This is a genomic window from Bradyrhizobium sp. I71 (assembly GCF_022354745.1).
In the GTDB taxonomy this organism is placed as follows: domain Bacteria; phylum Pseudomonadota; class Alphaproteobacteria; order Rhizobiales; family Xanthobacteraceae; genus Bradyrhizobium; species Bradyrhizobium liaoningense.
The window spans coordinates 3,751,755-3,776,283 of the sequence record NZ_CP059398.1; the positions used below are offsets into that span (position 1 = coordinate 3,751,755).

At 63.5% G+C, this 24,529-nt stretch carries 21 protein-coding genes and 2 pseudogenes; 5 read left to right on the top strand and 18 right to left on the bottom strand.

The features are described 5' to 3' along the window. Positions 1-288 precede the first annotated feature (288 nt). The 12 genes from FJV43_RS18265 to FJV43_RS18320 form a co-directional block, all read right to left on the bottom strand. A complete protein-coding gene (locus tag FJV43_RS18265) occupies positions 289-1,182 on the bottom strand; it encodes a 3'-5' exonuclease (protein ID WP_345946200.1) in 894 nt (297 codons plus the stop codon). Positions 1,183-1,436: 254 nt separating this feature from the next. Continuing rightward, complete coding sequence (locus FJV43_RS18270; RefSeq protein ID WP_239629083.1) at positions 1,437-3,587, bottom strand: AAA family ATPase; 2,151 nt, start codon at positions 3,585-3,587, stop codon at positions 1,437-1,439. Positions 3,588-3,864: 277 nt separating this feature from the next. Then, positions 3,865-4,308, bottom strand: a complete 444-nt coding sequence (locus tag FJV43_RS18275; protein WP_239629084.1) for a hypothetical protein — start codon at positions 4,306-4,308, stop codon at positions 3,865-3,867. A gap of 1,286 nt (positions 4,309-5,594) precedes the next feature. Further along, entirely contained in the window at positions 5,595-6,410 is an 816-nt protein-coding gene (locus tag FJV43_RS18280) for a c-type cytochrome (RefSeq protein WP_239629086.1), read from the bottom strand. Further along, the gene (locus FJV43_RS18285) at positions 6,410-8,032 is read right to left on the bottom strand and encodes a b(o/a)3-type cytochrome-c oxidase subunit 1 (RefSeq protein ID WP_239629091.1); all 1,623 of its coding nucleotides are present in this window, start codon (positions 8,030-8,032) and stop codon (positions 6,410-6,412) included. The genes FJV43_RS18280 and FJV43_RS18285 overlap by 1 nt, the downstream gene beginning before the upstream one ends. Next, positions 8,019-8,582, bottom strand: coding sequence for a cytochrome C oxidase subunit II (locus FJV43_RS18290; protein WP_239629093.1), 564 nt, complete (start codon positions 8,580-8,582; stop codon positions 8,019-8,021). The genes FJV43_RS18285 and FJV43_RS18290 overlap by 14 nt, the downstream gene beginning before the upstream one ends. Next, entirely contained in the window at positions 8,579-8,758 is a 180-nt protein-coding gene (locus tag FJV43_RS18295) for a hypothetical protein (RefSeq protein ID WP_239629096.1), read from the bottom strand. The genes FJV43_RS18290 and FJV43_RS18295 overlap by 4 nt, the downstream gene beginning before the upstream one ends. 8 nt (positions 8,759-8,766) lie before the next feature. After that, positions 8,767-9,990: a cytochrome c gene (locus FJV43_RS18300; RefSeq protein WP_239629467.1), complete on the bottom strand. Its 1,224-nt coding sequence runs from the start codon at positions 9,988-9,990 to the stop codon at positions 8,767-8,769. A gap of 43 nt (positions 9,991-10,033) precedes the next feature. Continuing rightward, the gene (locus tag FJV43_RS18305; RefSeq protein ID WP_239629469.1) at positions 10,034-10,645 is read right to left on the bottom strand and encodes a c-type cytochrome; all 612 of its coding nucleotides are present in this window, start codon (positions 10,643-10,645) and stop codon (positions 10,034-10,036) included. A gap of 338 nt (positions 10,646-10,983) precedes the next feature. Then, a complete protein-coding gene (locus FJV43_RS18310) occupies positions 10,984-11,247 on the bottom strand; it encodes a hypothetical protein (RefSeq protein ID WP_239629097.1) in 264 nt (87 codons plus the stop codon). Positions 11,248-11,390: 143 nt separating this feature from the next. Beyond that, positions 11,391-11,993, bottom strand: coding sequence for a hypothetical protein (locus tag FJV43_RS18315; protein ID WP_239629099.1), 603 nt, complete (start codon positions 11,991-11,993; stop codon positions 11,391-11,393). 372 nt (positions 11,994-12,365) lie between these two features. Next, positions 12,366-12,584, bottom strand: coding sequence for a hypothetical protein (locus FJV43_RS18320; protein ID WP_239629470.1), 219 nt, complete (start codon positions 12,582-12,584; stop codon positions 12,366-12,368). Between the two features lie 516 nt (positions 12,585-13,100). On the opposite strand from FJV43_RS18320, the gene FJV43_RS18325 reads away from it, so the two are divergent. Both FJV43_RS18325 and FJV43_RS18330 read left to right on the top strand, forming a co-directional pair. After that, the gene (locus tag FJV43_RS18325; protein ID WP_239629100.1) at positions 13,101-13,301 is read left to right on the top strand and encodes a hypothetical protein; all 201 of its coding nucleotides are present in this window, start codon (positions 13,101-13,103) and stop codon (positions 13,299-13,301) included. Between the two features lie 162 nt (positions 13,302-13,463). After that, entirely contained in the window at positions 13,464-14,894 is a 1,431-nt protein-coding gene (locus FJV43_RS18330; RefSeq protein ID WP_239629102.1) for a PAS domain S-box protein, read from the top strand. Here the strand turns inward: FJV43_RS18330 and FJV43_RS18335 are convergent. The 3 genes from FJV43_RS18335 to FJV43_RS18345 all read right to left on the bottom strand — a co-directional run bounded on the left by FJV43_RS18335 (position 14,876) and on the right by FJV43_RS18345 (position 17,075). Further along, positions 14,876-16,093, bottom strand: a complete 1,218-nt coding sequence (locus FJV43_RS18335) for a GGDEF domain-containing protein (RefSeq protein ID WP_239629104.1) — start codon at positions 16,091-16,093, stop codon at positions 14,876-14,878. The genes FJV43_RS18330 and FJV43_RS18335 overlap by 19 nt on opposite strands. A gap of 510 nt (positions 16,094-16,603) precedes the next feature. After that, positions 16,604-16,852 (bottom strand): hypothetical protein, encoded by a 249-nt coding sequence (locus tag FJV43_RS18340; protein WP_239629105.1) that lies wholly within the window; start codon positions 16,850-16,852, stop codon positions 16,604-16,606. After that, entirely contained in the window at positions 16,845-17,075 is a 231-nt protein-coding gene (locus tag FJV43_RS18345) for a hypothetical protein (RefSeq protein ID WP_239629107.1), read from the bottom strand. The genes FJV43_RS18340 and FJV43_RS18345 overlap by 8 nt, the downstream gene beginning before the upstream one ends. 235 nt (positions 17,076-17,310) lie before the next feature. Between FJV43_RS18345 and FJV43_RS18350 the strand changes: the two are divergent. Both FJV43_RS18350 and FJV43_RS18355 read left to right on the top strand, forming a co-directional pair. Continuing rightward, a pseudogene (locus tag FJV43_RS18350) lies at positions 17,311-18,086 on the top strand (Ku protein); the annotation flags it as partial. Positions 18,087-18,518: 432 nt separating this feature from the next. Next, the gene (locus FJV43_RS18355) at positions 18,519-19,607 is read left to right on the top strand and encodes a histidine kinase dimerization/phosphoacceptor domain -containing protein (RefSeq protein WP_239629109.1); all 1,089 of its coding nucleotides are present in this window, start codon (positions 18,519-18,521) and stop codon (positions 19,605-19,607) included. A gap of 191 nt (positions 19,608-19,798) precedes the next feature. On the opposite strand, the pseudogene FJV43_RS18360 reads toward FJV43_RS18355, so the two are convergent. From FJV43_RS18360 to FJV43_RS18370, 3 genes and pseudogenes are all read right to left on the bottom strand, one after another. Further along, positions 19,799-20,172: pseudogene (locus tag FJV43_RS18360) on the bottom strand (DNA ligase); the annotation flags it as partial. 304 nt (positions 20,173-20,476) lie between these two features. Beyond that, complete coding sequence (locus FJV43_RS18365) at positions 20,477-20,686, bottom strand: hypothetical protein (protein WP_239629111.1); 210 nt, start codon at positions 20,684-20,686, stop codon at positions 20,477-20,479. A 266-nt stretch (positions 20,687-20,952) separates the two neighbouring features. Further along, the gene (locus tag FJV43_RS18370; protein WP_239629113.1) at positions 20,953-21,915 is read right to left on the bottom strand and encodes a helix-turn-helix domain-containing protein; all 963 of its coding nucleotides are present in this window, start codon (positions 21,913-21,915) and stop codon (positions 20,953-20,955) included. Between the two features lie 178 nt (positions 21,916-22,093). Here FJV43_RS18370 and FJV43_RS18375 point away from each other — a divergent pair, with 178 nt between their 5' ends. After that, positions 22,094-24,307: a recombinase family protein gene (locus FJV43_RS18375; protein WP_239629115.1), complete on the top strand. Its 2,214-nt coding sequence runs from the start codon at positions 22,094-22,096 to the stop codon at positions 24,305-24,307. The last annotated feature ends 222 nt before the right edge of the window (positions 24,308-24,529 follow it).

The following is a 24,529-nucleotide window of genomic DNA, read 5'->3' on the forward strand; positions in this document are numbered from 1 at the left end:
CCGATCGACGCTCGATCCGAACGAAGCTTTTGAGACCGTCGCCGGACCTCTCCGTCGACCGCCGCGAGCGCCATGACGGCCAAGACGCTGCGCAGCAGTTGCTCTCGCTCAGGCGAGAGGGGTTGCGGTATTTCGTTCTTCTTCTTCCGCTCGAGCCGGCGTGCATCGGTGCCTTCTCGGCTTTCCGCTACCTTTCGGTCGGCGGCTTCATGATTACTCATTGGGCTCTCCTGCGTCGCTGGTCGGGGTCGACGCCGCAGGCAGTCCTGCGGCGATCTTCTCGCGTCGTCACCTGTCGGAATAGCGGTCGAAGGCGGTGACGCGGCGATGGGGAATGGCCGCGTCGTTTCGCCGATAGACCTCCCGACGTAGAAATTCGACTTCACCGTCCAACGCGTCCTCGGCAACCTCCGCGCACCAGGCGCTCGGACCGCCCTTTCCACTTGCATCCCACCGATATCCGCGCGATTTCAGGAGCAGACGGGAGCCATAGGGCGCTCCTTCGGCGCGCACGCGTAGTCTGGGCGTTCGAGCCGATTCCAGGAGCGCGGCGAAGACCGGACGTCCGCTTCGCGGGAGGTCACGGGTGAGAATTTCGACTCCTGCGTAGCAGTCCTCTTCTGCCCGGTGCGCGTCGAAGAAGAAGCCGTATGCCGCCGCGATATGGCACAAACGACCGCCCTCAAAACCCTCTCCGGCCCAGTCCACCTCCTTCAGCGAGCATGCCCACGCCTTGGAAGCGAATTCCGGCCACAAGGGCTCGCAGAACGGACGATCGAATGCGGCGTTGTGGGCGACGACCAGCGACACGTCGCGCAGCATGTCGCGAACGATCTCGTCGTCCACCACGGCGCCGGAGATCATCTCGTTCGTGATGCCGGTCAACGTCGCGATGCCGGGAGGAATGGGGCGACCCGGATCACGCCTGGCGACGAACGGCTTGTCGATGCCGACGATTCTGCCGTCAGGCGCGTAATCGAACGGCAGCATGGCGAGCTCGATCACCGTGTCCGTCTGCCGGTCGAGACCGGTGGTCTCGACATCGAGAAAGACGGCCCGCTTGGTCGACAACGCTCCGCGTGAAGACTTGAAAACGCGCGGCTTGAGGCGGCGGAGCAGCCGGTAATTTCCGCAGCTCTCCAGTGAAAGCGCGATCCGCTCGTACTCCTGCTCTCGCGAGATGGGTGAGCGCGTCTGGGAGAGGTCCGTTTCAGTCATCGGTCTGGCTCCAGTCCTCAGCGGCCACGAGAGGCCGAAGATGTGACAAATCACATAACACGAACTATCCGAATTTGGTAGCTTAAAGCTACCGAGTTTCGAAGACGGTTAACGGCGGATGATGCCGCTTCGAGATCGCGAGGTATCGGCCGGCGGCGGAGCAAGGCGGAGGACGTCCCCACGCTTCTCCATGCCGGACCGTATCTGTTGCGGCATGTCTATGGCCCATTCGAGCGCGTGGGCGACGGCGGACTTAGTCCGACAATGGCGTCGATATCGTCCGCCGACAAAAAGCGACGGCGAGACAGAGCATGGGCCACGTCTGTCACCTGCCGACGGTGGTTTTCCACGACTTCTACGGCGCGTGCCTGCAACCGTTTGAGCATCTCATTGATCTTTCCGCGCGCAATGTGATCGCGGTCGAGTTCACGATGAGCTTCGTCGGCGTCGGCGAGATAGATCAGTTCATCGTCTCCCAATCCGTACGATCGGTTCATCGCGGCGAGCAAGCGCGTCGCGACCGATAGATCGGAACGTTCGCTACCCCCGGCACCAGCGGACGCCGAGCCGAGCAAAACGATCTCGGCCGCACGACCCGCAAGAAGTCCGACGACGTGTCGTTCGATCGAAGGCCGCGTGACCGCCACGGGGTCCTGCTGGTCGATGCGCGTGACGCCGCCGGTACCGCCCCGTCCGACGATCCGGACGGATTCCACCCGAAATCCGCTGCAATAGGCAGCCAGGACGTGGCCGGCCTCGTGCACCGCGATCCTGTAGATCATGTCGGCAGGCAGTTCCGACTCCGGAAGCGCCGCGCTCCTCACGTCCTCGATAGAAAGTTGGCGCCCGGCCCGCCGCGCTTTCCGACGAGCGCTGCGCACGGTCTGCATGATCTCGGCAGGCGTCGACCCCTCGAGCGGTCCGATCACGGTGCGCAGCTCGTCGTCGGATACGTCTCCCTGGACATGAAAGCGGAGGATGTTGAGGATTCCGTCGGCGTCCGGCGCGGTGATCTCGATCGCGCGCTCGAGCCGTCCGGGCCGGAGAATGGCCGGGTCGATGGCGTCGATCCGGTTGGTCGCGCCGATCACCACGATGCCCTCTCTCCTGCCGCTGGTCGCATCGTCCAACTGCAGCATGAAATCTTCGATCACGGGCATCCACCAATCCCGATTCCTGGAGTCCAAGGATTCGCGGGAAGGCAGTCCGTCGATTTCGTCGAGGAAGAGGATCGCAGGCGCGGAAGCCATAGCGCGCGCGAACAGTTCGCGCATGCTCTTGATCACTCCATCCAGATGCCCGGAACTGGCCGCGAAAAGCTCGCCCACGCTGCCGACCACCAGCGAGGCTTCACACGCGTGAGCGATACTCCTCGCGAGAACGCTCTTTCCCATGCCGGGACCGGAAAAGAAGACGGCTCCGCGGTCCACCGCACTCCAGGGAATGATGCCCGCGCGATAGTCCCGCATGTCGCATGCCAAGGCCATCCCCCAAGCGCGCGCGGCGCCGTACTCGACCGCAGTGGCAAGATCCGGAACGTCTTCGGCATTTCCGGCGCCGCCCCTCGCGGTCGCGGCCGCCACGATGCGAGAGGCGACTTCACGCGCATCAACTCCCGGACGCATGGCGGCCACAATGTCGTCGAGCCCGAGGCGGACCAGATGAACCTCGTCGATCCGTGGAGGCGGCTCGCCGTACAGGTCGCTAAGCGTGCCACCGAGGACCGACTCGTCGAGCTTGATCTTTATGCGATGGTCCGCGCCCGCGACGAGCGTCGACGGGAGTACCTGCTCGGGATCCACGGCGATGCCGATAACGGATCTTCCTTTCGCCAGTGCAGAAGCCACCTCGGCGTTGCCGATCGACGGTTTGTGGCGAAGGCGCTCGGAACCGTCTCGCGCGAAGCAGAGCCACTTTTTTCCGAAGGGACGTTGCTCGAAGAATTCCTTGACCGGGACGATCCAATCGGCTGCCGGGACCGACACCACCACGGCCTGGGTCGACTTTCCCCAGAGCGCCTCGTCGACGATCGGCGTAACGGCCGCGGTGATCGCGGCGGCAACGAGCGCTTTGCGCGGGTCCCGAGGCGCACCGCCGTCGTCCGCCGTAGTCCCAGGGCCGTCGTCGTCGGCGGCATCGGAAGAAAGATCGAAGTCAGGATCGCCGCCATCCTCGGCCTTTCGCGCTCTTTCACGCGCGGCAAGCAGCCGGACGAAGCCGGACGGTACGCGCAGCGCATCGCCGCCTTTTGACGGATTGTCGGTCGGCGTCGCAGCGGGCGCGGCTACGGGCGACGAGCTTTTGATCGAAGGTGACGGTTCGCCCGTTTGCGTCTCGGGCGTAGCGAGTTGCGTGGGTTCGTTTTTCATCGAGATTCTGAAGGAGTGAGGATGAAATCGATCTTGCGGATGTCCGGAGAAAGAAGCCGTAGGCAGCAGGTTCGACGAGCAAGGCTGGATCGAACCGTCGTTTGTCTCCCGCCTAGTTGGCCGGGTTGGTTACCTGCGGCGCATGATGTCGACGTTGCAGCAGCGCCGCGACCGTCGAAGCAAGCCCTCGGCACGTGTCGCGGACTATGACGAACGCTTCGGTGCCGGCGGCTGGGAAGAAACCTCTCGCTTCCGGGATGAGCGGGGTTGCTTATCATCAGGTCTCCTCCGAGAACTTCCTCGCCACCAAGGGACGGAAAGATTTCACCAGCCACGATGTCGCCAGGCGTGCCTCGCGAGCGCCGGCGCCCGGCAGACGCCGGATCACGGTGGAGAGAACGAGGCAGGCCGTAGCGTCGCCTTCGCAGGCGCACAGAACCAGAGCGGTCATCACCAGATCGAACTTGTGACGAAACGAGTCGCCGCGGCTCAGCGCAAGCGCCATCCCGATCGCGGCGGCTGCGTCGCCGGCAACGGCGGCGTGCCAGCGCGGCTCGCCGACCATCTCGATCTTTTCGACAGCAAAGCGCATCGCGCCCAGCGCCGCCGCGTGGAAGTTGGGCGCAGCGATGGAGCGCCACCACCTGATCGGCGACGAGGCCGTTGCGATCGAGTTGATCTTTGCTTTCGGTTTCCGGCCTTGCTTCGCAGTGGTCCTCATCCTCGTTCTCCTCAGGCGAATATTCCGCGTGCGTATCGGAACGCGCGCACGCTCGACGTATATGTGATAAGTCACATAGCATGCAGCGTCAAAGAGGGGTAGCATAAAGTAACCGATGTTTCCGCGACGGTTAACGAGCGATTAAAGAGGACGGGTCGGTGACCGTCGAAGTCCTAAACACCGCACGGTGCGGCGATAAGCAGCGCCGGATCTCGCCGGAGTCCTGGGCGACGGCGCTTTTATATTGTTGCAGCACTCAAGATCGGGACGGTCTGCATCCTCATGAAGGGGCCCGACCCAGACCGACTATGACGCCGCTCTTGTCCGCGCGGCAGCTAAGCGACTACGGCTTCAACCGTAACGGTGCCCTCTGCGCCCGGCGTGGGGTGGCCCAGTTCTGCGCGATGGAAGGCGCTCGTCCTTCCCCCTTCTGCCTCGAACTGCTCACCCTGTACGAAGCCGGCGAGATCTCGGGCGCCGAGATGCGCAAGCGCATGCTGGAAAGGCGCGGAGCTGAGCTTGTGGGGTCCGTACCGTATTCCCGGTACGGACGTCCTCCGCAAGCAGTGGCAAAGGTCTAACTCGCAGCGCCGGCGCGGAAATAACCGAGGGTGAGACTTTCAGATGACCGCCAGACAAGCCTGAACGAGAAAGACGTCGATCGGCGTTATCGGCTCCGGACACGTCTTTGCTGACCTCGGCCTTCCAGACCCAGAGGCGCATCTCGCGACGGCGAACGCCGTCATCGAGATCACCGACGTCATGGAGAAGCGTCGCCTCACCCATACCAGAGCCGCCCGACTCATGGGAATATCTCGGCCAGAGCTCACCGAGCTCCTGCCTGGCCGCACCAGGGGCTACACAGTAGATTTCTGAAGGAGTGTCTGCGACGCCCTTCGGCGTGATCTACCAGAGCACTTTGGCAGTAGGCGGCTGCCAAGAACCCGACCTTCCGACGACTTAAGCCGCCGTCGAACCCTCTGGACCGTCTCAGACGGCAAAATAACTTGTCGATTTGTCTCATTTGGCGACTTAGCGCCGGAGCCGAGCGCTGGAACCGGATGATGGGGCCTCCGTGGCGCCCAAAGCCGGAACGCAAGGTCGGACCAGCTTTCCTTGGCTCGACGCGATGGTGGACGCTGGGAGCACCGGCAGAGGGGCGGCGCCCGCCGTGCGGTCGGCTTGAGGCTAAGGGCGAGGGATTTCCGCCCGCAGCGGCTCGGGGGCGCCTTTCTCCTGGAGCGGCCTGCTTCGGCGCGTCGTTGTGCGCCATGCCGCTGCGGTGGTCAGTCAACTGCCTTGACGACATCCGGCGGCTGGGAGGCGTAGTAGGCCGCCGCCTCGTCGATCTCCTGCGGCGTCATCGCGCGCGCGATGTTGCGCATCTGCTGGCTGATGTCGTTGCGGCGCTGCCCCGAGGCGAAGGCCAGCAGCTGCTCCCTCATGTAGACCTCCGATTGGCCTTCCAGCCACGGGCTGCCGACCTTGTTGTCGAGGCTGCCATGGCAGGAGCCGCAGGGCGCGATTCCCCGCAGCGGCGCGCCGTAGATCACGATGCGCGGTCTCGGAAGCTGCGGGGTCGGATGATAGGCCGGCAGCCGCGGCAGGTAGGCGTAGTACACGGCGACGTCGGCGATTTCCTGGTCGGTTAGGTTGGCGGCAAAGGGCGACATGATCGCGCTGGTCCGCGCGCCCGAACGGAAGTCGAGCATCTGCTTGTAGATCACGCTGGCATACTGGCCGGCGAGATTGGGGGAGTCGGCACGACTGAGTCCGGTCGGGCCGTGGCAGATGGCGCAGCGGTGCGCCAGCGTCGCGCCCCGCCCGATGGACTCCTGGCTCGGCCTGGCGAGCATCGTGGGGGTCAGGACCGCTTCGGTGAGGCGAGGTCCGACCTTGCCCGTCGCGACCGGAGCGGCCCGCTGCGGCAGCCCGGCTGCGCTGCAGATCGCGTCCCAGAGGCTGGCGAACTGAACTTCCTTCTGGAGGTATGGCAGCAAGATGAACCCGCCGAGTGCGGTCAGCACGAACAGCCCGGCGGCGATGCCGACGCCCGCCGAGAAGAACCTGTTGCGGAAGGTGAAGAGCTCGCGGGCGCTCATCACTGCGCTCCCACGTAGATGGCGGGCACGGAAGTGTCGGAACGCGCGGCCAGCGTCAGGATCGGGTAGCCGTAGTTCGTGACCGTCAGCCCGATCATCAGCGCCACCCAGATGGCGAATGTGTTCAAGGCCAGCGGGATCGACCGGACCGGATGAACGGGTACGCTGAAGCGGTACTCGCCGGAGCTCGCGGCTGGCTGTCGATGAGCGGTCGCCAGGATGAACAGGAATAGGAGGCCGGAGACCAGGAGAATGAACGCGCCGATCGCCGACAGCGTCACCGAGAGCGCCTGAGGGGCGATCGCCGGGTCCGCGTAGTCGTAGTACGCCATGCGCCGCGGCATGCCGAGGATCCCGACCCAGTGCCACGGGAACGTTGTCACGATCATGCCGACGAACCAGAGCCAGAGCTGCGCGCGGACCAGGCTTAGGCTCGGCAGCGCGCGTCCAGTCAGATGCGGCCATAGATCGTAGGCGATGGCGAAGTACATGATGACGATGGCGCCGCCGAAAATCAGGTGGAAGTGGCCGGTGATCCACTGCGTGTTATGGATGGTCGCGTCGAGCTGGTAGCTCATGTTGATCAGCCCGCCGGCGCCCCCGAAACCGAGCAACACGAACGAGAACGCCACCGCCAGCATGATCGGGTTCTGCCATGGCAGCGCCCGGATCCAGCCGAAGGGACCGCGGCCGCCGCGCAGGCGCGCGGCGATCTCGACCGAGGCGCAGATCGTGAAGACGGTGAGCAGGGTCGGCAGAGCGACGAGCGCGGTGAAAGCCGAATGGATGAACTTGAAGCCAGCGCCGACCTGCGGGTCGGCGAAGGTGTGGTGAATGCCGATCGGCATGGCCACCACCAGGAACAGGATGAAGGCGATCCGCCCCATGGTGTCGCTGTAGAGTCGGCCTCCAATCGCGCGCGGCACGATGGTGTAGTAGGCGATGTAGGTCGGCATCAGCCAGAAATAGACGATGGCGTGCAGCGTCCAGGAGAAGAACACGCGGGCGAGGCCCGCATCGATGGTCGTTTTCCAGCCGAGCGCGACGGGAATGATCTGCAGCAGGAGTTCGAGGGCGGCGCCGACCGCCGTCCAGGCCCACAGATAGGACCCGGCGACGTTCGCGAACATCGCGAGCGGCACCGGCTCGCCCGGGTGGGCGCGCCGCCAGACCCGCAGGTTCATCGACATCAGCGCGACCCAGATCCAGGATCCGACCACGACCAGCACGACGCCGATGTAGTAGAACGCGTTGCCGATCAGGGGCGGGTAGAAGGTGTAGAGCACCGAGGCGCGCCCCAATGCGACGGGCACCATCGCCATGACGCTGCCGGCCACGATCAGCCAGAAGCCGGCCCACGCCCAGCGGACGCCGACGAGACGCTGCTTCAGCGCCGCCTCGGTGATCGCATAACCGAAGCCCATTGCGACCAGCGTCGGGAAGACGTAGCCCATCACCGTGCCATGCGCCGTCAGCGAACGGTAGTACCATTCCGGATTGCTGATCCAGGTGTAGAGCGGGCTGCGGACAAACATCTGCCAGGCGCCCAGGAAGAGGGCCAGACCGAAGGCGGCGAACGCGAGCCAGAAATGCGCGAGGATGAGCTTCCTATTCTCCAACACAGCTCAGCCTCCCGCCGTTCTTCGCGCGTTCCGCGAACGCGGTCTTGTCGATTACCTTTACTTTGCCCCACATCCCTTCATGGCCGAAGCTGCAGAACTCCTGACAGGGCATCAGGTAATCGCCCGTCCTCTCGAACCGCATGAACTGCTCAGAAACGTAGCCGGGCACCAGCATGGTGTTGACGTTGGTGGCTTGGATCAGGATTCCGTGGACCACGTCGGCGCTGGTCGCCCGCAGCGTGATCGGCGTCTGGGCCGGCACCAGGATGCAGGCGGGAGTAAAGGAATATTGCTGTCCGATCGCGCGAACCGTCACGGCGCTGTTCGATTCCAAGACGCTGCCGAGGTTGGACTCAACGAACTCACCGGAGATGTGCAGGCGGGTCGGATCGATGGTCTCGACGCGGGCCTGCGGCATGGTCGCGCGGTGAATGCCAGCGAACGCCGCCAGCACCGCGAGGAGGATGATGATGAGGACGGAGACGGTCGCCCACCGCTTCTCGGTCCGCTCGGCGACCTCAGCGCCGTGATGGTCCTCCTGCACGGTCATTGGAGCGGCCCGCGCGGGAGGAAGACGAGCAGATAGAAGGCGAACCACATCGCCACGACCAGCGCGGTGGCGATGCCTGCGACCATCAGCGCGCCGCCGGGGCCGGCCGCCACGATCCGGTTCACGCGATCGTCGGTACTGTTCTCGATCGGCTCGGGAAGATCCGTGTTGATCATGAAATGCCTCAGTTCAGGGGCGCGGAGCGCAGTTCGTTGGCCTCGCGCGCGCTCACCGGGGCGCCGCGGTTGCCCCAGGCGGTCCGGATGTAGGACACGACGGCGGCGATCTCGTTGTCCGAGAGTAGCCCCGCAAAGGGTGGCATGCCGTAGGGGCGGGGATTTCCCTCGGTGCTCGGCGGATAGCCGCCGTTCAGCACCATCCGGATCGCATTCACCGCCGATTCCATCTCGATCGACTGGTTGTTCGCGAGCGGCGGCCAGTGCGGCGGTTTGCCCTCGCCCTGGGAGCCGTGACAACTCGCGCAGCGGGCGTCGTAGACGGTTTTGCCCAGACTGATCAGCAGACTGCTCTCGCTCGTCGGCAACTTGGTTCCAGCCGGCGGAGGTGATGCCGGCTCGGCGATGCTCTTCAGGTACACCGCCATCGCCTTGGTATCCTCGTCGGTAAGGTACTGCAGGCTGTTGTGGACCACCTCCGCCATCGGGCCGTAGACGACGCCGCGGGCCGAGACTCCGGTCTTCAGGAGGTCGGTGATGTCCTTGATGCTCCAGTCGCCGAGACCCGCCTCGCGGTTGGAGGTGAGGGAGGGCGCGTACCAGTTCTGCATCGGGATCAGACCGCCCTTGAAGGCGTCCGACTGCGACGTGCCTCCGAGGACGTTGATCGGCGAATGACACATGCCGCAATGGCCGAGTCCTTCGACGAGATAGGCGCCGCGATTCCACTCGGCGGACTTCGTCGGGTCGGGCTTATACTCGCCTTCAGTGAAGTAGAGCGTGCGCCAGCCTAAGATCAGTTGTCGATTGTTGTAGGGGAAACGGAGGTCGTGCTCGCGGTTCTTCTGATTTACCGGCGGGATCGACTTCAGGTACGCGAAGATCGCGTCGCTGTCGGCGCGCGTTACCTTGGTGTAGGAGGCGAACGGCATCGCCGGGTAGATCAGGCCGCCATCGGGAAAGCGCCCCCGGTGCATCGTGACGTAGAAGTCATCGGCACTCCACTTGCCGATGCCGGTTTCGCGGTCCGGCGTGATGTTGGACGAGAACAGCGTGCCGAACGGCGTCGGCATGGCCCGCCCCCCGGAGAAGGTGCGGCCCTCGGGAGCGGTGTGGCAGGCGATGCAGTCGCCCGCGCGCGCGAGGTACTCGCCGCGCTTGACGAACTCGCCGCCGGTCACGGATTTCTGCTGCTGCGCATCCGCGGCGGGCGCTGCGAGGAGGGGCAGCAGAGCCAGGCCAAGGATTCGTGAGAGTACGCGCACCTCCGCCTCCTCAGTCCGGTTGGCTGCCGCAGGCGAAGGGCAGCACGTAGGCGCCCTTTGGGCCTGGAGCGTTGTTGATCGGAGCGGGCCGGCTCGCGAGATAGGCGGCGACCGCGGTGACGTCGGCTTCCGTGAGCCGCGCTGCGACCTGCTGCATGCAATCCGGGGCCTTCGCGGTCCGCGTGCCGTAACGCCATGCGCCCAACTGTGCGCTGACGTAGTTCGGACGGAGCCCCAGCAGTCCAGGGATGCCGGGTTCCATGCCCGTGAGATTCGGTCCGTGGCAACTGCCGCACGCCGGAATCTGCCGGGCCGGGACACCGCGCGTGACCAGTGCCTGCCCCTGCTGCATGACCTGCTGGCTCACGTCGCTCGCTGGGGTCGCGGGCAACGGGGGGCGCTGCTCGGCGAAGTATTCGGCCATCTCCTGCAGGTACGGATCGCCGAGGTACTCCAACAGGTAGTTCATCGGCGGGTACTTCCGCCGGCCGTTCTTGAAGGCCAGAAGCTGGTTGTAGAGATAGCCGGCCGGCTTGCCGGCGAGGCGGGGGAAGTAGACGTCGCTGGTGCCTTCGCCCTGATTGCCGTGGCACGGCGTGCAGGCTTCCACGCGCGCCGCCATCGTGTCCGGCGGCTGGCCGGGTGTCTGGGCAGAAACGGGAAAAGCCTGGAGGGACAATCCCAGCCCGACCCCAAGAAGCACATTTCGCAACCGCACGCGGCACCCCAAAGCTGCGCAAGAAGGTGCAAAACGTCGGGCGGTTGGATTTGTTCCAAGCGCCGGAACTGATCCGAGCGCAGCAGGGAGTCCGGACGCCTCGCAACCGGAACGACTTACGAATGCCGCTCGGTACGGTCTCAACATACGCTCGCTGCGGCAGTTCGCCTTGAGCCTGGTCAACTTGATGCGATGACCGCGTGAGTTCGCTTCCAGAGTCCGTTGGACAAGATTGGCGGAGCCTAGAACATTCCTATCCACGCGAACACCGCGACTTCGAGCAGAAAAGCGGAGCTCATGGTCAGGACGGTGAGGAGCGCATCCCTCGCGGATAATGAGTTCATCACATGCCTCGCGCGTTGCGAAGCCCCGAAGCCTTGAGGAGCAAATTCAGCGAGACGCCGAAGGTTTCGATCATCGCCGTGGTCAATCTGTGACTTGGCGGCGTTCAACAACGGAGCCGGACCGACCAGAACCCAGAGGAGCAATTGCAGCCGCATCGTCATCGCGGGTCCGGAACGACTTACGAATGCCGCTCGGTACGGTCTCAACATACGCTCGCTGCGGCAGTTCGCCTTGAGCCTGGTCAACTTGATGCGATGACCGCGTGAGTTCGCTTCCAGAGTCCGTTGGACAAGATTGGCGGAGCCTAGAACATTCCTATCCACGCGAACACCGCGACTTCGAGCAGAAAAGCGGAGCTCATGGTCAGGACGGTGAGGAGCGCATCCCTCGCGGATAATGAGTTCATCACATGCCTCGCGCGTTGCGAAGCCCCGAAGCCTTGAGGAGCAAATTCAGCGAGACGCCGAAGGTTTCGATCATCGCCGTGGTCAATCTGTGACTTGGCGGCGTTCAACAACGGAGCCGGACCGACCAGAACCCAGAGGAGCAATTGCAGCCGCATCGTCATCGCGGGTGGGGTGCCGATAGCAACCTGTTTCACCAGGGTGTCGCGAAGGAAACCGACGATCCCGAGATCGTCGCCGCGACGATGGCGAAGTCGGGCGTCGTGCTCAGGCGGCCCGTCGGATCGAACGGCCCCTTCAAGCAGCACGCCGAGCTGCCGACCGAGCTGACGGGCGACGAGGCCAAAGCAGGACGGGCGAGACGTCGCTCGAAATCGAAGGGACGCGCCCCGGCCAAGATCAGCGATAAGCAGGCCCGGAAGGCGGCGCTGGAATTCGAGCGGGAGCAGAAGCAGCGGGACGCCGAACGCCGCAAGGAGGATGCCGCCAGGAGGATGCCGCAAGGGCGAAGGAACGCGAGCGGCGCGAGAAGGCGGTTGCCAAGGCACAGGCCGCGCTGAACAAGGCCCGGCGGGAGCACGAAGAGAAGGCGGACGCCATCGAGGCTGAGCGCGCCTCCGTGGACGAGCGCGCGAAAGCCGAAGAGACCCGCCGGGAAAGCAGAAGGCGAAGCTTGAGACCGCTCTCCGCAGGGCGCGAGAGTAGGGACGGCCGCGTATCGGTAAAAGCTCACTCCGCCTTGGGTAAGCGTCCCTTGCCGCCACACTTCGCGCAGCGGCCCGGAAAGATTCTGCGGCCGGGCGCGATCTCGCGCGCCGGTTGGCGCCCCGTGCCGTTGCAGGCGTGGCACTTGATCTCAGAGGAAGCGCCCTTGGTCATACTTCGCCGGCTCTGGCGAAGTATGTGGCGGGAGGGCTGGTGCGAGGTAGTGGCGAGGGCCGGGCGCTCCCGAGAGGTTTGCTCTTGGCGTCATATCTTTTGGCCAGATCGAGCAGCCGCCGGCGTGTGAACGGGTCTGCCTTCTCCGCCAGGTCGCGCGCACGCTGTGCGAAGCCTCTGTAGAACTCTTCCACGACGCTACCCCCGCAAAACATCCGTGAATGCTGGATTTGAGTGCGGGGCGGGGTCCGCGTCAAGACATCGCTTGTGCCGGCCCGGAAAACGGCACCAAGTTGAACAGGGCGGGGGAAGTCACATGTCGCTGCTGCATCGGGGTGGGAAGCCGGTGCCCTCATTGCGGGCGGCCGATGGAGCTTGTGCGCGACGAGGCGGCCAACGGCAGGGAGCGCTACGTCTGTCCGGATTGCGACGATCCGCTGCATGATCCCGCCGCCCAAAAGTGGGTGGATAGCCCGCTGCGGCCGCCGCCGAAATAGTGGTCCGGAAGAAATCAGCCCGGGATCTCAAGGAGCGCCGAGGCCGATAATAGCATCCGGCTTGCGAGTCCAAGGTGGACCGCCGCGGTAATGTGATGGGCCAGCGTTCTGGCGCTACGGCAGGGATGTCCGGGACCGTGACGGCGGCTGATCTTTTTCGCAAAGCGAGCCAGATTGACTGCCACGCCCGATGGGTTCATGCATCCTGTGTGCGGCGGATGGGGGAGATCTCCAATGCTCGATGCCGACACCACCGCGCTGCTGCGCGCGGTCCTCGATGAGGTCTGCGAGAACGTTTCCCGCTACGAAACCTTGGCTCGCACTCACGTCGCCTCGAAGATCCTCGAGGCCGCGACGAGCGGCGAGACCTCGGCGGCCAATCTGAAGCAGGTCGGCCGGAAGGCGCTTTCCGACGCGCCGACGATGTGGCGATAGGGGTCGGGTTACTGCATGACTTGCCTGCCAGCGCGACCTCCGGCGAACCGCTTGCGCGGGTGACAGGAGGCGGCTAGTCGGGGACGCGTCTGAACGCGGAAGTTCCCTATGTCTCCGAGCATCTGCTAATCTGTGTTTCCGCCGGTCTCACGGGGGAGACCCATGCCGTTCACCGCGTCGCAACGAGAAGCACGTATCGTCCGCGTCCTGCTACACTTGCGCCATGAGCCAATGGCCGCATACGGCGTCTCGATTGTCGCCGTCGGGGTGGCCGCATTGGCCCGCTGGGCGCTCGAGGACCATGTCGTTGCCGGGGTGGTGTTCATCACGTTCTACCCGGCGATCATCCTGACGACCATCGTTGGCGGGCTTCGCCCCGGCCTTCTGGCAATCATCTTGTCGGCGACGGCAGCGTGGTACCTTGTCTTTCCGCCCGACCATACCTTGGCTCTCGGTGCGCGGGCGGCGGTTTCGCTCACTGTCTTTTTCATGGTCAGCGCCCTCATGGTCGCCCTGATCGTCTTTCTGAACGATGCGCTCGAACGAGTCCTGGCACGTGAGGAAGAGGTGCGAACCTTGATCGAGGCGTCTCCCAATGGGATCATAGTTGTTGACGATCATGGCAAGGTCAGGCTGCTTAATGCGAGCGCGGAGAAGCTGTTCGGCTATAAGCGGATCGAGCTGCTCGGGAAGAGCGTCGAGGTGCTGGTTCCTGATCGGTTCGTCAATGCCCATGAGGCGTTGCGCAACGCCTACATGAGGATTCCCGAAGCACGCCCGATGGCGGCCAATCTGGACCTCAACGGCCGGCGCAAGGATGGCACCGAGGTGCCCGTCGAAGTGGGCCTCAGTCCGCTCCAGCGGAATGGAAAACGGGCCGTGGTCGCGTCGGTGGCGGATCTTTCGGAACGAAAGAAAGCCGCTGAGCAACAGCGCGTTCTCATCGGAGAGATGCGACACCGGATGCAGAACCTGTTGACAGTGGTTTCGGCCCTGGTGAGGAACGGTCTGACGGCAGACCGGCCAATCGCCGAAGCGCGGGACCTCCTGCAGAGCCGCCTGCAGTCGCTGGCACGTGCTCATTCGATGCTCGCCGATGCGGCCTGGACAGGCGCGCCACTGGATCAGATCGTCAGGGGTGAACTGCAGCCCTTTGCCGACCGCGCCGAGGTGCGGGGCTGCGATATCGCAGTTGATGCTTCCGCAGCCCAGCACTTCGCGCTGATCGTCCACGAGTTGGCGACCAATGCGACCAAGTACGGCGCGCTGAGTGTCCCAGGCGGGCACGTCACCGTTGAAGGAACGGTCGAGCAGTCCCCACTCGAAGAGGACGTGTTATCGTTTCGCTGGCGCGAGATCGGCGGACCACCGGCAGCAATGCCGATGCGCAAGGGGTTCGGCAGCACCGTGCTGCTGGAGATCGGCAACTGGCTCGGCAGGCCAGCCCTCGAATACAAGCCCGAAGGCTTGAGTTATGAGTTGCGGATTCGGTTAAGCGCGATACAGGCGAGCATTCCAGTCCCAGCAGACCCCCAGTGCAACGGGAGCGCGAGCGCCGCCGGCTCGCCGACCGGTCACGCTGCGGCGCTCTGAAGAGCAGGATCAGAGGCGTTGCGCGACACGAGATCGCGGAACCTCGCCAGGTCGTCTCCGGACGCGGCCCGGCACCGCGACCCGCCGTCGAACTTGGCCTGATAGAGCGCCGCGTCGGCGGCCCGCAGCAGGTCGGCCGCGCGGCTCCCGTGCTCGGGCGCCATGGCGATGCCGACGCTCACGCCGACGCGCGCCGATGTCCCAGAACCGAGGTCGTACGGCGCTCCGATAGCGTCGATCAGGCGATGCCCGAACTCCGTCGCTTGGTCCGCCGTGCAGCCTGTGGCGAGCACCACGAACTCGTCGCCGCCTAGGCGCGCCGGCAGGTCGTCTTCGCGCAGAAGGCCGCGCATGCGCTCGGCCACGCTCTCCAGCAACCGATCGCCAGCGGCATGACCGTGCGTGTCGTTGACCGCCTTGAAGTCGTCCAGGTCGAGATAGAGCAGGGCCAGAGCCTCGCCGGCACGGCCAGAGCGCGACAGCCGCTCATCGAGAGCGCGGACAAGCCCGGCCCGATTGGCGAGCCCGGTGAGTTCGTCATGCCGGGCGCGACGGTCGTTCTCGCGCTCGGCGCGCATGGTCGCGATCAGCATCCGGCTTAGTTTGAAGCAGGCCATGGTCATGGCTCCCAAATACACTGGGATCTGGGCGAAGAGGACGAGCAGGAGCGGCTGCGCGGCGATCAGGGCGCCCGGAATCGTCGGGCCGAGGCTCAGCACGATCATCACGCCGCAGAGCCGCGGCGCGCTGAAATTGCGGAAGCAGATCCCGCCGACCATCGCTCCGGCCGACACGCAGGCGAGCGTCGCGGCCACCCAGTCGCCCGTCGCCAGGCTGATCAGCGCACCGTACCCGACGCTGCCGCTCCACGCGATCGAAAGGAGCAGGTTGACGTCGGTCGGCGTGGACCGATGCTTCAGCGCGCGCCGGCGCGCGACGATTAGCACGGCGAGCCGCGTCAGGCAGATCGCGATCTCGACCGCGAGCCAGGCGACGAACAATGGCGTCGGTGAGCGCGCCGTGATAGCTGCGGCCACCAGTAGGGTGTTCAGGATGCCGCCGATGAAGACGGGCAGTGTGCCGTAGAGGTTGCCGATCAGCGCTAACCGAATGTCCTCGGGCACGTCCGCGCCGCAGTCGGCGAGCCATCGCGTCACGCGCCAGCGCGGAAGGCTGTAGATGCTCGCATCCGACTGCATCGAGTGCTTCTCGGGCTCCTGTCGACAAGGTCTTTGCGGCAATGACCGCCAATGAAATTGCGAACCAAAAAACGTTCGTTGTGACGATCGTCACTTTGCGCTTCGATTTCGCTAAACGAAGCGCAGCGACTTTAGGTAAATTTGCTTGTTTGCTTAAGGAGCGATTGAGGGGACGTGGTAAGGATGGCCACATTCCTCAAGATTGCGGGCTCACCGCTCGCTCTCGCTGCGCCTATCCGTAGATCCACGGAATCCAAAACGAGGCGAAGAAGGCTTATCTATACCGCAGCACCGGGACTGGCGTATTTCATAGTTTCGCCGATGGGCCGCAGGCCGTTGGTCTGCGGCCATTTTGCATCGGCTCACTGAGGTTCAGTCCCGCTGGATCGGCCATCTCGCGCCGCAGTCGGACTCGTCGGCGCAGCCACGCTCGCACCCGCGCAACGCGGCCCTGTGGTTCGGAGGTTGCCCTTCGGCAGTTCGAGCAGCTCGGTACCTTCATTCCACGATTCACAGCGCGCCGAGATTGTCCGGCACGTCGCCGAACTTCCGGATCAGCTTGGCGTCGCCGAATTCTCCGACCGCCGGATCCGCGCTGCGGCTGAACGCGACGGCCCCGACGTGCCTCGGCTTGCGCGAAAGCGCCTCCGCCCGCATCACGGCGGCGTTGGCGCTGAAGCATTCTGTGGCCTCGCCTGGTGCGATGCCGTGGTCCGAAGGGACGAACGGCAAAGCGACGTAGTAGGTCAATTCAGACATCGGTCTCGTCCTTGCGCTTGCGCGCCGGCGATAGCCGTCTGCGCGCGTAGCCTGTCGACACTTTCGTCCGGAGCTCTTCGATCTCCGCCTCGAGAAAGCCGTTCGCGACGATCAGCGCTTTCACCGCCTCCCGGGCGTCCCCGCCACAGACTTCGATCGCCTGGTCGGCGGCGAGTTCGAGGTCGCCCTCGACGGGCGCAGCGCGGTCAGGTGCAGCGGGCATGCCAGCGTTTCCACAAGCCGCGGCACCTTCGATCGAATTCCGCCCGAGGCTCCCGAGCGCGCTGCGCGCCCTTGAGCCAAGTCAAGGAAAACAGACCTAAGGAACGGATCGAGAAAATGGCAGCCGCAGGCATCAGCCTGTGGAACCGAGCTGCCTCGTTCGGCTTGAATCCGGACCGTCCCGAACCGGAGTTTCTGCGTACCCCCCGCGCGCCAACTGGAAAGGCTGCCTTCGACTGTCCCTGGTCACCTGTCCGGTGGCGCTCTACCCGGCCACGTCCGAGTCCGAGAAGATCTCGTTCAACCAGCTCAATAGGGCGACCGGTCACCGCATCCGATTCCAAGGAGGAACTGGAGAACGTCGCGCTCGAGTCCACGCGCACCATCGAGATCGACGAGTTCGTCGACAGGTCCGAGATCGATCCGCGCTATCTGATCCGCCCCCACTATCTCAGGCCCGACGGGAAGGTCGGCATGACGCTTTTGCCATGATCCGAGAGACCGTCCGGGAGATGGACAAGGTCGCGATCGGACGCGTCGTGCTCACCAATCGCGAGCACATCATTGCCCTCGAAGCCAATGGACAAGGCTTGGTCGGTACACTGCTGCGGGACCCTTACGAAGTGCGGGATCCGAAGAATACTTTGAAGAGATCCAAGAGGTCAAAGTCACCAAGGATATGCTCGATCTCGCCAAAGCACATCGTCGACCAGAAGTCCGGACGGCTCGAGCCCGACAAGTTCGAGGACCAGTGCGAAACCGCGCTGATCGACCCGTCAGCCAGAAGTGTGCCGGCAAGCCGATCACGCCGAAGGAGAAGCCCGCGGCTGTCAACGTCGTCGACCTGATGGAGGCGCTGCGGCGGAGTGTGGGTGGCGCGGCGCAGGCGAAGGCCGCCAAGGGCGCCAAGAAGCCGAAGAAGGCAGTGGCGGGTCAGAAGGAAATGTTGGTGTCCCTCGAGGGCAAGAAGACGGCAAGGGAGGCTGCAACGAAAAAGCCGTCAGCCAGGGCCGCACCGCAAGTCTGCCTAGCGATGACGACCGCTTGTCGCTGCGGGGTCCCGGCCTTTGCGCGCCCTTATAACCAAGTATGCGGGAACCGAGGCTGCTGCCGTTCATTCACCATCCATGGAGGAACGGATTTTCCTCGTGGTGATCGTCTCAGCCATGGCGGTTCTTGTCGGGTCGGCGACCATGCTCGTCTTCGGCCCGGCGAATTCGGTAGCTTTGGTGCGTCAGCCGCAGCAGCAAACGCCTGTCACGCGCCGCTGCCAGCAACTTTGCCGCTCGGTACTGCGGCGGCTGGACGTCCCTAGAAATCCAGTTCGCTCCTCGGCGGGCGATTTGACTGGAACGGCTGCGCAAAAGCCCTATCATTCGCGGCGAAGGTCCCGCAGGGACAGCGGGACGGAGCGAATCCTAGCCGACAGATTAGGACGGGCAATATGGGCGACCCAGAACAGGGCTCCGCGTCATCTTCGCAGCAGGTCAATGATCTATTCGACGCGTTGGATATCACACACGCCATCGACTCCCATGAATTTAGACTGTTTCTCGACCATATACCGATAGCAATCGTCATTTCCAAAATCGTCGGTGGAGATCAGCGCATAGTCTTTGCAAACAAATCCTATGAGGCGCTGACGGGGCAGACCGCCTCGGAAATCAAGGGAAGAGGATGGTCCGTCCTGGAGTCGTTCACGCTCGAAGGGCAGCCCGATGTCACCTTCACCAAGGCGCTCATCGACTGCGATGATTTTATCGGGACATTTCAGCGCGAGCAGCCGAAGCATTTGTTGGTAGACGCATTTGCCGGTGTGATCCAAAACGAGGACGAAACGGAGGACTATCGCATTGTTGCACTGATCGACATTACCGAGCGCGCCAAATCGCAGCGTGAGGAATTCGAGCGACAATTGCGCGATAAGGATCTGTTGCTCAAGGAATTGCAGCATCGAGTAAAGAACAACCTGCAACTGATCGCCGCCCTCATTCGCCTCGATGTACGCAATCAAGGCAGCGCCGACCGGGCCGCGCTGGATCGGCTGGCTGGACGCATCGATTCCTTGGCGATTCTTTACAGAGAACTTTCCGGCGACGGTCTTGGTCAAACCATAGACCTTGGTCAGTACCTGACACAAATCGCGTCCGCGGTAACGCGTACCCACGGTCTTGACGGCGTCCGGCTGGACCTCAAAGCCGACCAAGCTCCGATTTCGATCAATGTGGCGATGCCGGTTGGGCTTCTCGTCAACGAATTGCTGACGAACGCATTCAAATACGCCTTTGAAGGGCGGGACTCCGGCACATTGACGGTCAGGTGCCTGCAGGAACGGAACGACTACTATAGGATCGTCGTGGCCGACGACGGAAGCGGACTTCCTGAAGGCGCATCCTGGCCGGTGTCCGGGAAGCTCTCAGCACTCATGCTCGCCACGTTGAGGGAGAACGCCAAGGCGGATTTCGTCGTCGACAGCGCGCCCGGGAAGGGAATGCGCGTGAGCATCGGACTCTTCAGAGATATCGCGCGTTGAGCTGAGTAGCCTGGCAGGGCAGCCGACTACGCGGGGCGCCTCGCTCCGCCGTGCGGCCTGGTTCACCTTCGCACGGGTTCGCCTGGCCTCCGGCGCGAGATCCATGACCGCCCGATGAAGCTCGGCAGGAATGGTGAGAGGGCTTTCCGGCGGTTTTTCCGCCCACTGCCGGAAGCGGTCGAAGGCGTCCATCACAGATCCTCCCGAAGTCCCTTGAAGAAGGGATGCCGGACCTTGCCCTCCGCCGACTTCGCGCGGTACTCGATCTCGGCGAGCAGCTTGGGCTCGATGTGCGCGATCCGCTTGGAGTACGGCTGAGTTTTCCGGATCAAAGGCTTGAGGCGCTTCTGCAGGTCGGCGGCAGAAGCCTTGTCGAATCTATGGTCCACCTTGCCGGCATAGACCAAGTCTTGGCCCTTGCGGCGGCGCCCGAGGTACATGCCGTCCCATTTGCCTTCATCGAGTGCGAAGCCGGTGATGGTCAGAGTCTCCCGCTGCTCGCAGGTCTTCTTGGCCAGTTGTTGCCGCGGCCGCTGGCATACGCGCTGTCCCGCACCTTCGACACCGCGTCGCGATTTGTGGGTCGCTTGAGTCCTTGAAATCGAATCCTCGAAGCTCTGAACTCGGTGATCGTTCTTCGTCTCGGTAAAGGACACAGAGGCGAGGTCGCCGACATTGTCGCTGGCGAGGATTAGCTCGGGATCGATGTCCGTGCGTCGACAAAACCGTGCGAGTAGCGGAGATTGATGTCCTTGATTTCTGTCTTCGGATTCCACCGGCGCGACCCGACGTAGTCGGTGGTCTGATTGGCCACATCGCTTCGAATTCGCGCCGAGGGGTGTCCCAGTCCCGGATCGCGGACAGCAAGGTCAGTATCGTGTCGTCAAATGATCCTGCGCGTGCTGCAGCTTGATCAGCACCAGAAAGGCGCGCTTGCGGGACCGGCTCATAAGCGAGAGAAATCCGATCTTTTCGCCCCAGGTGGTGCGGATGTCGGCGGATATAAACAGAACGTGCTCGCCCGAAAAGCCGAGCAGGCCAAGAAGCCTCAATCTTCCGCGCTCCAGGATCGCCTTCAAGGAAATTCTGGTTCGTTGCGCACCACTTTCCGCTGCAGCTTGTTCTGGCCGGAAAGCCATGCTTGGAGCAGTTCTTCAGCCACCCGCGACACGTTCGTTTTCTGACGAATCGCCCGATCTTGGCATCTTCGATCACCGCTTTCTTGATGATGACCGCGCTGACGCTTGTCGGCGGGCGCGCGGGGGCCGCGCTGCTCTTGGGCATCGCCGGCTCCGTCTTCCTCGGCATTTCGTCTCCAATTCGCTGCGCTTACCGACGTGACTGCTCAGACCCGCTCTCGCAAGAGCCGCCCAACCACGCGTCCAATGAGAACTCCCCCGGAGGTGGCCGAGCCGTCGGAATGTCTGGCCAGAAACACCCTACCGTCGGCGCCGCAGAAGGCGAACTCGCCGGCGGCCGTCCAATCCCGACGGGAAGTATCCACGAACACGCGATCGCCTTGCGTCATACCTTCGATTGGCCGGTCGAGCGCCACAATGACCGTTTCGGAAGGCGACGCATCAAACAGAGTCTGCAGCAGACCCTTCGGCAGCTTCCACGTCCTCAGCCGGCGTGCCGCGCCAATAGCTTGAACGATACTTGCCGGCTCGACTTCATAAATCTCGTCCTCATCGGAGCTCCCGGGTGCGCGGCGCATTTTGGAGGCGCTTAAGAGTTCATTTACCTTATCGAAGTCGGGAGGCGGAGCCGCTTCGGCGATCCGAGCCAGATAGGCCGGGTCGATCTCGGCCAAAGACTTGACAGAGCGGATCAACCGATCCGCGGCTTCACCGAGGCCGGACGGAAAATCGCCGCGGGCGAGCCATGATGACGATAACGTTAGAGCCTCGGCATAGGCCTGCATCATCCGCTCGTTGACAGGATTGTTGCCGGCTTCGTGACTGGCCAATGTCGACGGCACGAAGCCGAAAGTGCTGCCAAAATCGTACGAACTGACGAAGCCGCGCACTTTGCGGGCGAGCTTGAGACGCGCACCCACGGCGACGTGACTCCTACCGGCCGGGATTTCGTCGGCCGCGAATGGCGAACTCTCGCGCAATCTCTCCATCTCAGCCCGGGCAGAATCGCCGCTGCAAAAAGCGTCGCCCGAGATCCCGAACGCCGAAGCATACTTCTCTGCATCCTTCACGCCGATCCTCCGCGTCGCGCTCTCGTGCGCACGCATCAGCGGTTCGGACCATCCGAAGTGAATTGCTGCGGCTTTGGCTGAAGTGAAACCGGCCAGCATCCTTGCAAGCCGTAACAGCTGCCCCGCCTCCCGGATTCCGAAGCTTTGAGACGCCTTTCCCATCGCTTCACCTAAAAGATCTTGTATTCATTAAAATTGTCGTATCAGATACATGTAACTTCGTAACCGTTACATACTACAGTCGCGCGCATCGCAGGTCAAGAGGCAGGAGAGCCCGATGTTCGAGTTGAAGGTCGCCCATGATAAACCCTGGGAGGGAGCCCGCTTTGCGCTCTACGGGCGTGTTTCGACGCCGGACCAGTCCGCCGCGTTGGACGCTCAATTGAGCTTCCTCCGGAACGAGGTGACCTCGAAAAAGGGTCATATCGTCGCGGAGCATTGCGATGTCGGGACGGGCAGGCGATCGAAGCAGCGTACCGGCTATCAGCAGATGCTGAAGCTCATCGAGCAGCGGGCGATCGACTACCTTTTCGTCCGCGATCTGAGCCGACTTTCCCGAAAGTTCGGTACTCTGGATGATCTGTGGCATTTCTCGCGGCAGAACGGCGTCGTCCTTGTCGACGGGCAGATCGGCGTCATCGACGGCCTGATCTGCTGGGCGCTGGGTCTGGTCGCTCAGGTGATGCCTGCCGTCGGCGGCGAACAGGTCAGGACCTCGCTGGCCGTGAAGGCCCGAAAGGGATTGCATCTCGGACGTCCGCCGCTCGGCTACGAATGCGTCGAGAAGGACGGCGAAAAGGGCCACCTTGAGATCGTCGAGGAAGACGCCAGGATCGTCAGGCGGATCTTCAAGCGGGCTTTGGCCGGCGTGTCGTTGCGCGGCCAGGCGCAGATCCTGAACTTCAAGGACAAGGTCCCGTCCCCGCGAGACTCGTTGTGGACGTCGGAGACGGTCCGGTACATCCTGACCAATCCGGTCTATCGAAAGGACATCGTTTGGGGGAGGACCCGAAACTTCTTCCACGCGATGACGGAAGCCTTCAAGCGTGACTATCCGCCCGAGGCCGAGTGGATCCGGGCGCTGGGAACTCACGAGCCGCTCGTTTCCGAGGCGGACTTCGATCGCGTTCAGGAAATCCTAGGCCGCAACGAGAACGGCAAGAAGAGCAAGAAGGCCGGTCCTCCCGCCTTCCTCTCGAGCCTGATCAAATGTCCGCATTGCAGCCGGATCGACGACGAGGGCAACGTTCAAGGCGGCTCGATGTCCGTGGTGGGCGGCGACGGCCGTCGGCTAAGGATGCGCTGCATCAACGCGAATGCGGGCAAGTGCAACAACCGCCGCACCTTCTACCGCGACCATATCCTCCAAGCGGTCCTTGGCGGTCTACTGGATCATCTCAAATCACCCGGGGCGATGCAGATCTTCCTGCAGGAGCACAATGCCGCGTCCGAGAGGCGTTTGGCCGAAGTCGGCCCGTCGCGGGGCAAAGCCGAGAAGCGCATCAAGGTCTTGGAAACCGAGATCAAGCGGCTCGTCGACCAACTCGCCAAGGGCATCAATGCCGACGAATTGCAAGGGGGCATTACCCTTCGCAAGGAGGAGAAGCTCAAATTGACCGCGCAGCTCGAAGACATCGAAAATTCGTCGGTGATCTTCGCGTTGAATCCTCCGTCCCTGGCGGATTACGCCTCGATGGCCGAGCGGATGATGGTTAATCTTTCGGGCAGCGGCCAGGAGCCCGAAGACATCGAGCTCCGCGAGCATCTCGAAGCTCTCGTCAAGCACGTCTACGTGCATCCTCTCGTGGAAAACGGCAAGAAGACCTTCGAGGTCGAGGTGTTCGGCAAGCTGGCTACCTTGGTTACCGGCGCCGAGTCCTACCGCGCCCAACATCGTAAGGATATGGTTGGTAAGGATATCCTTATCCGGGAAACCCTTACGACGTCGCGCGCGGCTGCGAATCTCGTGATGCCGTTTGCCCGGCGCCGCGGGCCGGGCCACAAACCCCCGCGAAAGCGCGCTCCGCGGCGAGAGGAACCGGAGTTGAGACTTCTCTTGTCCCGATCCGGTGTACCGCTCACGGCTAGGGCTATCGCCGGAAAGCTTGCCGACGTGGGCGTGCACCGCACCGTTACCAGCGTGCATAACGCCCTCGATCGCCGGCCAGAACTCTTCGTGCGCATCCGGAAGAACGGCTTCATGCTCCGTTCGAGGTGGGAGAAGCAGCCGCTCAGGTACTTCCAATCCACGGCGGAAATCGTGGAGATGGCGCGCGAGGTCCTGGACCTAAGCGGCAAGCCAATGCGCCCCCTCGAACTAATCGAGCAGTTTCACGCAAAGGGTCGCAAGATCTTCGGCAACGAGGTCAGCGTGCTCCAAACGGTGTTAACCAAGCACGCCGATGACTTCCAGGCGAAGGGCCGCAACTGCGCTCGCTGGATTTTGCGAGCGCTGCCGGTCGCCACCATCCCGATCTCTCTCGCCGCGTGAGCGCACTCTATCCCCATCCGTCACCCTCCGCCGCGCGTCTTCGACCCGAAAGCGGAGCCCAATCGCGTCGATGGCGAGGCCGCCGACGACCATGGCCTTGTGGTGCGATCGGCCGCGGTCGTGGCCCTCGATCCTGACCGTCGCAACCCATTCGAAGCCATCGAGCGTACTCGGCACCTCCGAAGCGGTCCGGAGATCTGCGTCGCTGCCGGTCGCCAAAGC

Bases quoted from the DNA above. Each gene is read 5' to 3' on its own strand.
- FJV43_RS18270 (WP_239629083.1), bottom strand. From the start codon at position 3,587: ATGAAAAACGAACCCACGCAACTCGCTACGCCCGAGACGCAAACGGGC.
- FJV43_RS18275 (WP_239629084.1), bottom strand. From the start codon at position 4,308: ATGAGGACCACTGCGAAGCAAGGCCGGAAACCGAAAGCAAAGATCAAC.
- FJV43_RS18280 (WP_239629086.1), bottom strand. From the start codon at position 6,410: ATGAGCGCCCGCGAGCTCTTCACCTTCCGCAACAGGTTCTTCTCGGCG.
- FJV43_RS18290 (WP_239629093.1), bottom strand. From the start codon at position 8,582: ATGACCGTGCAGGAGGACCATCACGGCGCTGAGGTCGCCGAGCGGACC.
- FJV43_RS18295 (WP_239629096.1), bottom strand. From the start codon at position 8,758: ATGATCAACACGGATCTTCCCGAGCCGATCGAGAACAGTACCGACGAT.
- FJV43_RS18305 (WP_239629469.1), bottom strand. From the start codon at position 10,645: ATGGCGGCGCGCGTGGAAGCCTGCACGCCGTGCCACGGCAATCAGGGC.
- FJV43_RS18310 (WP_239629097.1), bottom strand. From the start codon at position 11,247: ATGACGATGCGGCTGCAATTGCTCCTCTGGGTTCTGGTCGGTCCGGCT.
- FJV43_RS18320 (WP_239629470.1), bottom strand. From the start codon at position 12,584: ATGTTTTGCGGGGGTAGCGTCGTGGAAGAGTTCTACAGAGGCTTCGCA.
- FJV43_RS18325 (WP_239629100.1), top strand. From the start codon at position 13,101: ATGCTCGATGCCGACACCACCGCGCTGCTGCGCGCGGTCCTCGATGAG.
- FJV43_RS18330 (WP_239629102.1), top strand. From the start codon at position 13,464: ATGCCGTTCACCGCGTCGCAACGAGAAGCACGTATCGTCCGCGTCCTG.
- FJV43_RS18335 (WP_239629104.1), bottom strand. From the start codon at position 16,093: ATGCAGTCGGATGCGAGCATCTACAGCCTTCCGCGCTGGCGCGTGACG.
- FJV43_RS18340 (WP_239629105.1), bottom strand. From the start codon at position 16,852: ATGTCTGAATTGACCTACTACGTCGCTTTGCCGTTCGTCCCTTCGGAC.
- FJV43_RS18345 (WP_239629107.1), bottom strand. From the start codon at position 17,075: ATGCCCGCTGCACCTGACCGCGCTGCGCCCGTCGAGGGCGACCTCGAA.
- FJV43_RS18355 (WP_239629109.1), top strand. From the start codon at position 18,519: ATGGGCGACCCAGAACAGGGCTCCGCGTCATCTTCGCAGCAGGTCAAT.
- FJV43_RS18370 (WP_239629113.1), bottom strand. From the start codon at position 21,915: ATGCTGGCCGGTTTCACTTCAGCCAAAGCCGCAGCAATTCACTTCGGA.
- FJV43_RS18375 (WP_239629115.1), top strand. From the start codon at position 22,094: ATGTTCGAGTTGAAGGTCGCCCATGATAAACCCTGGGAGGGAGCCCGC.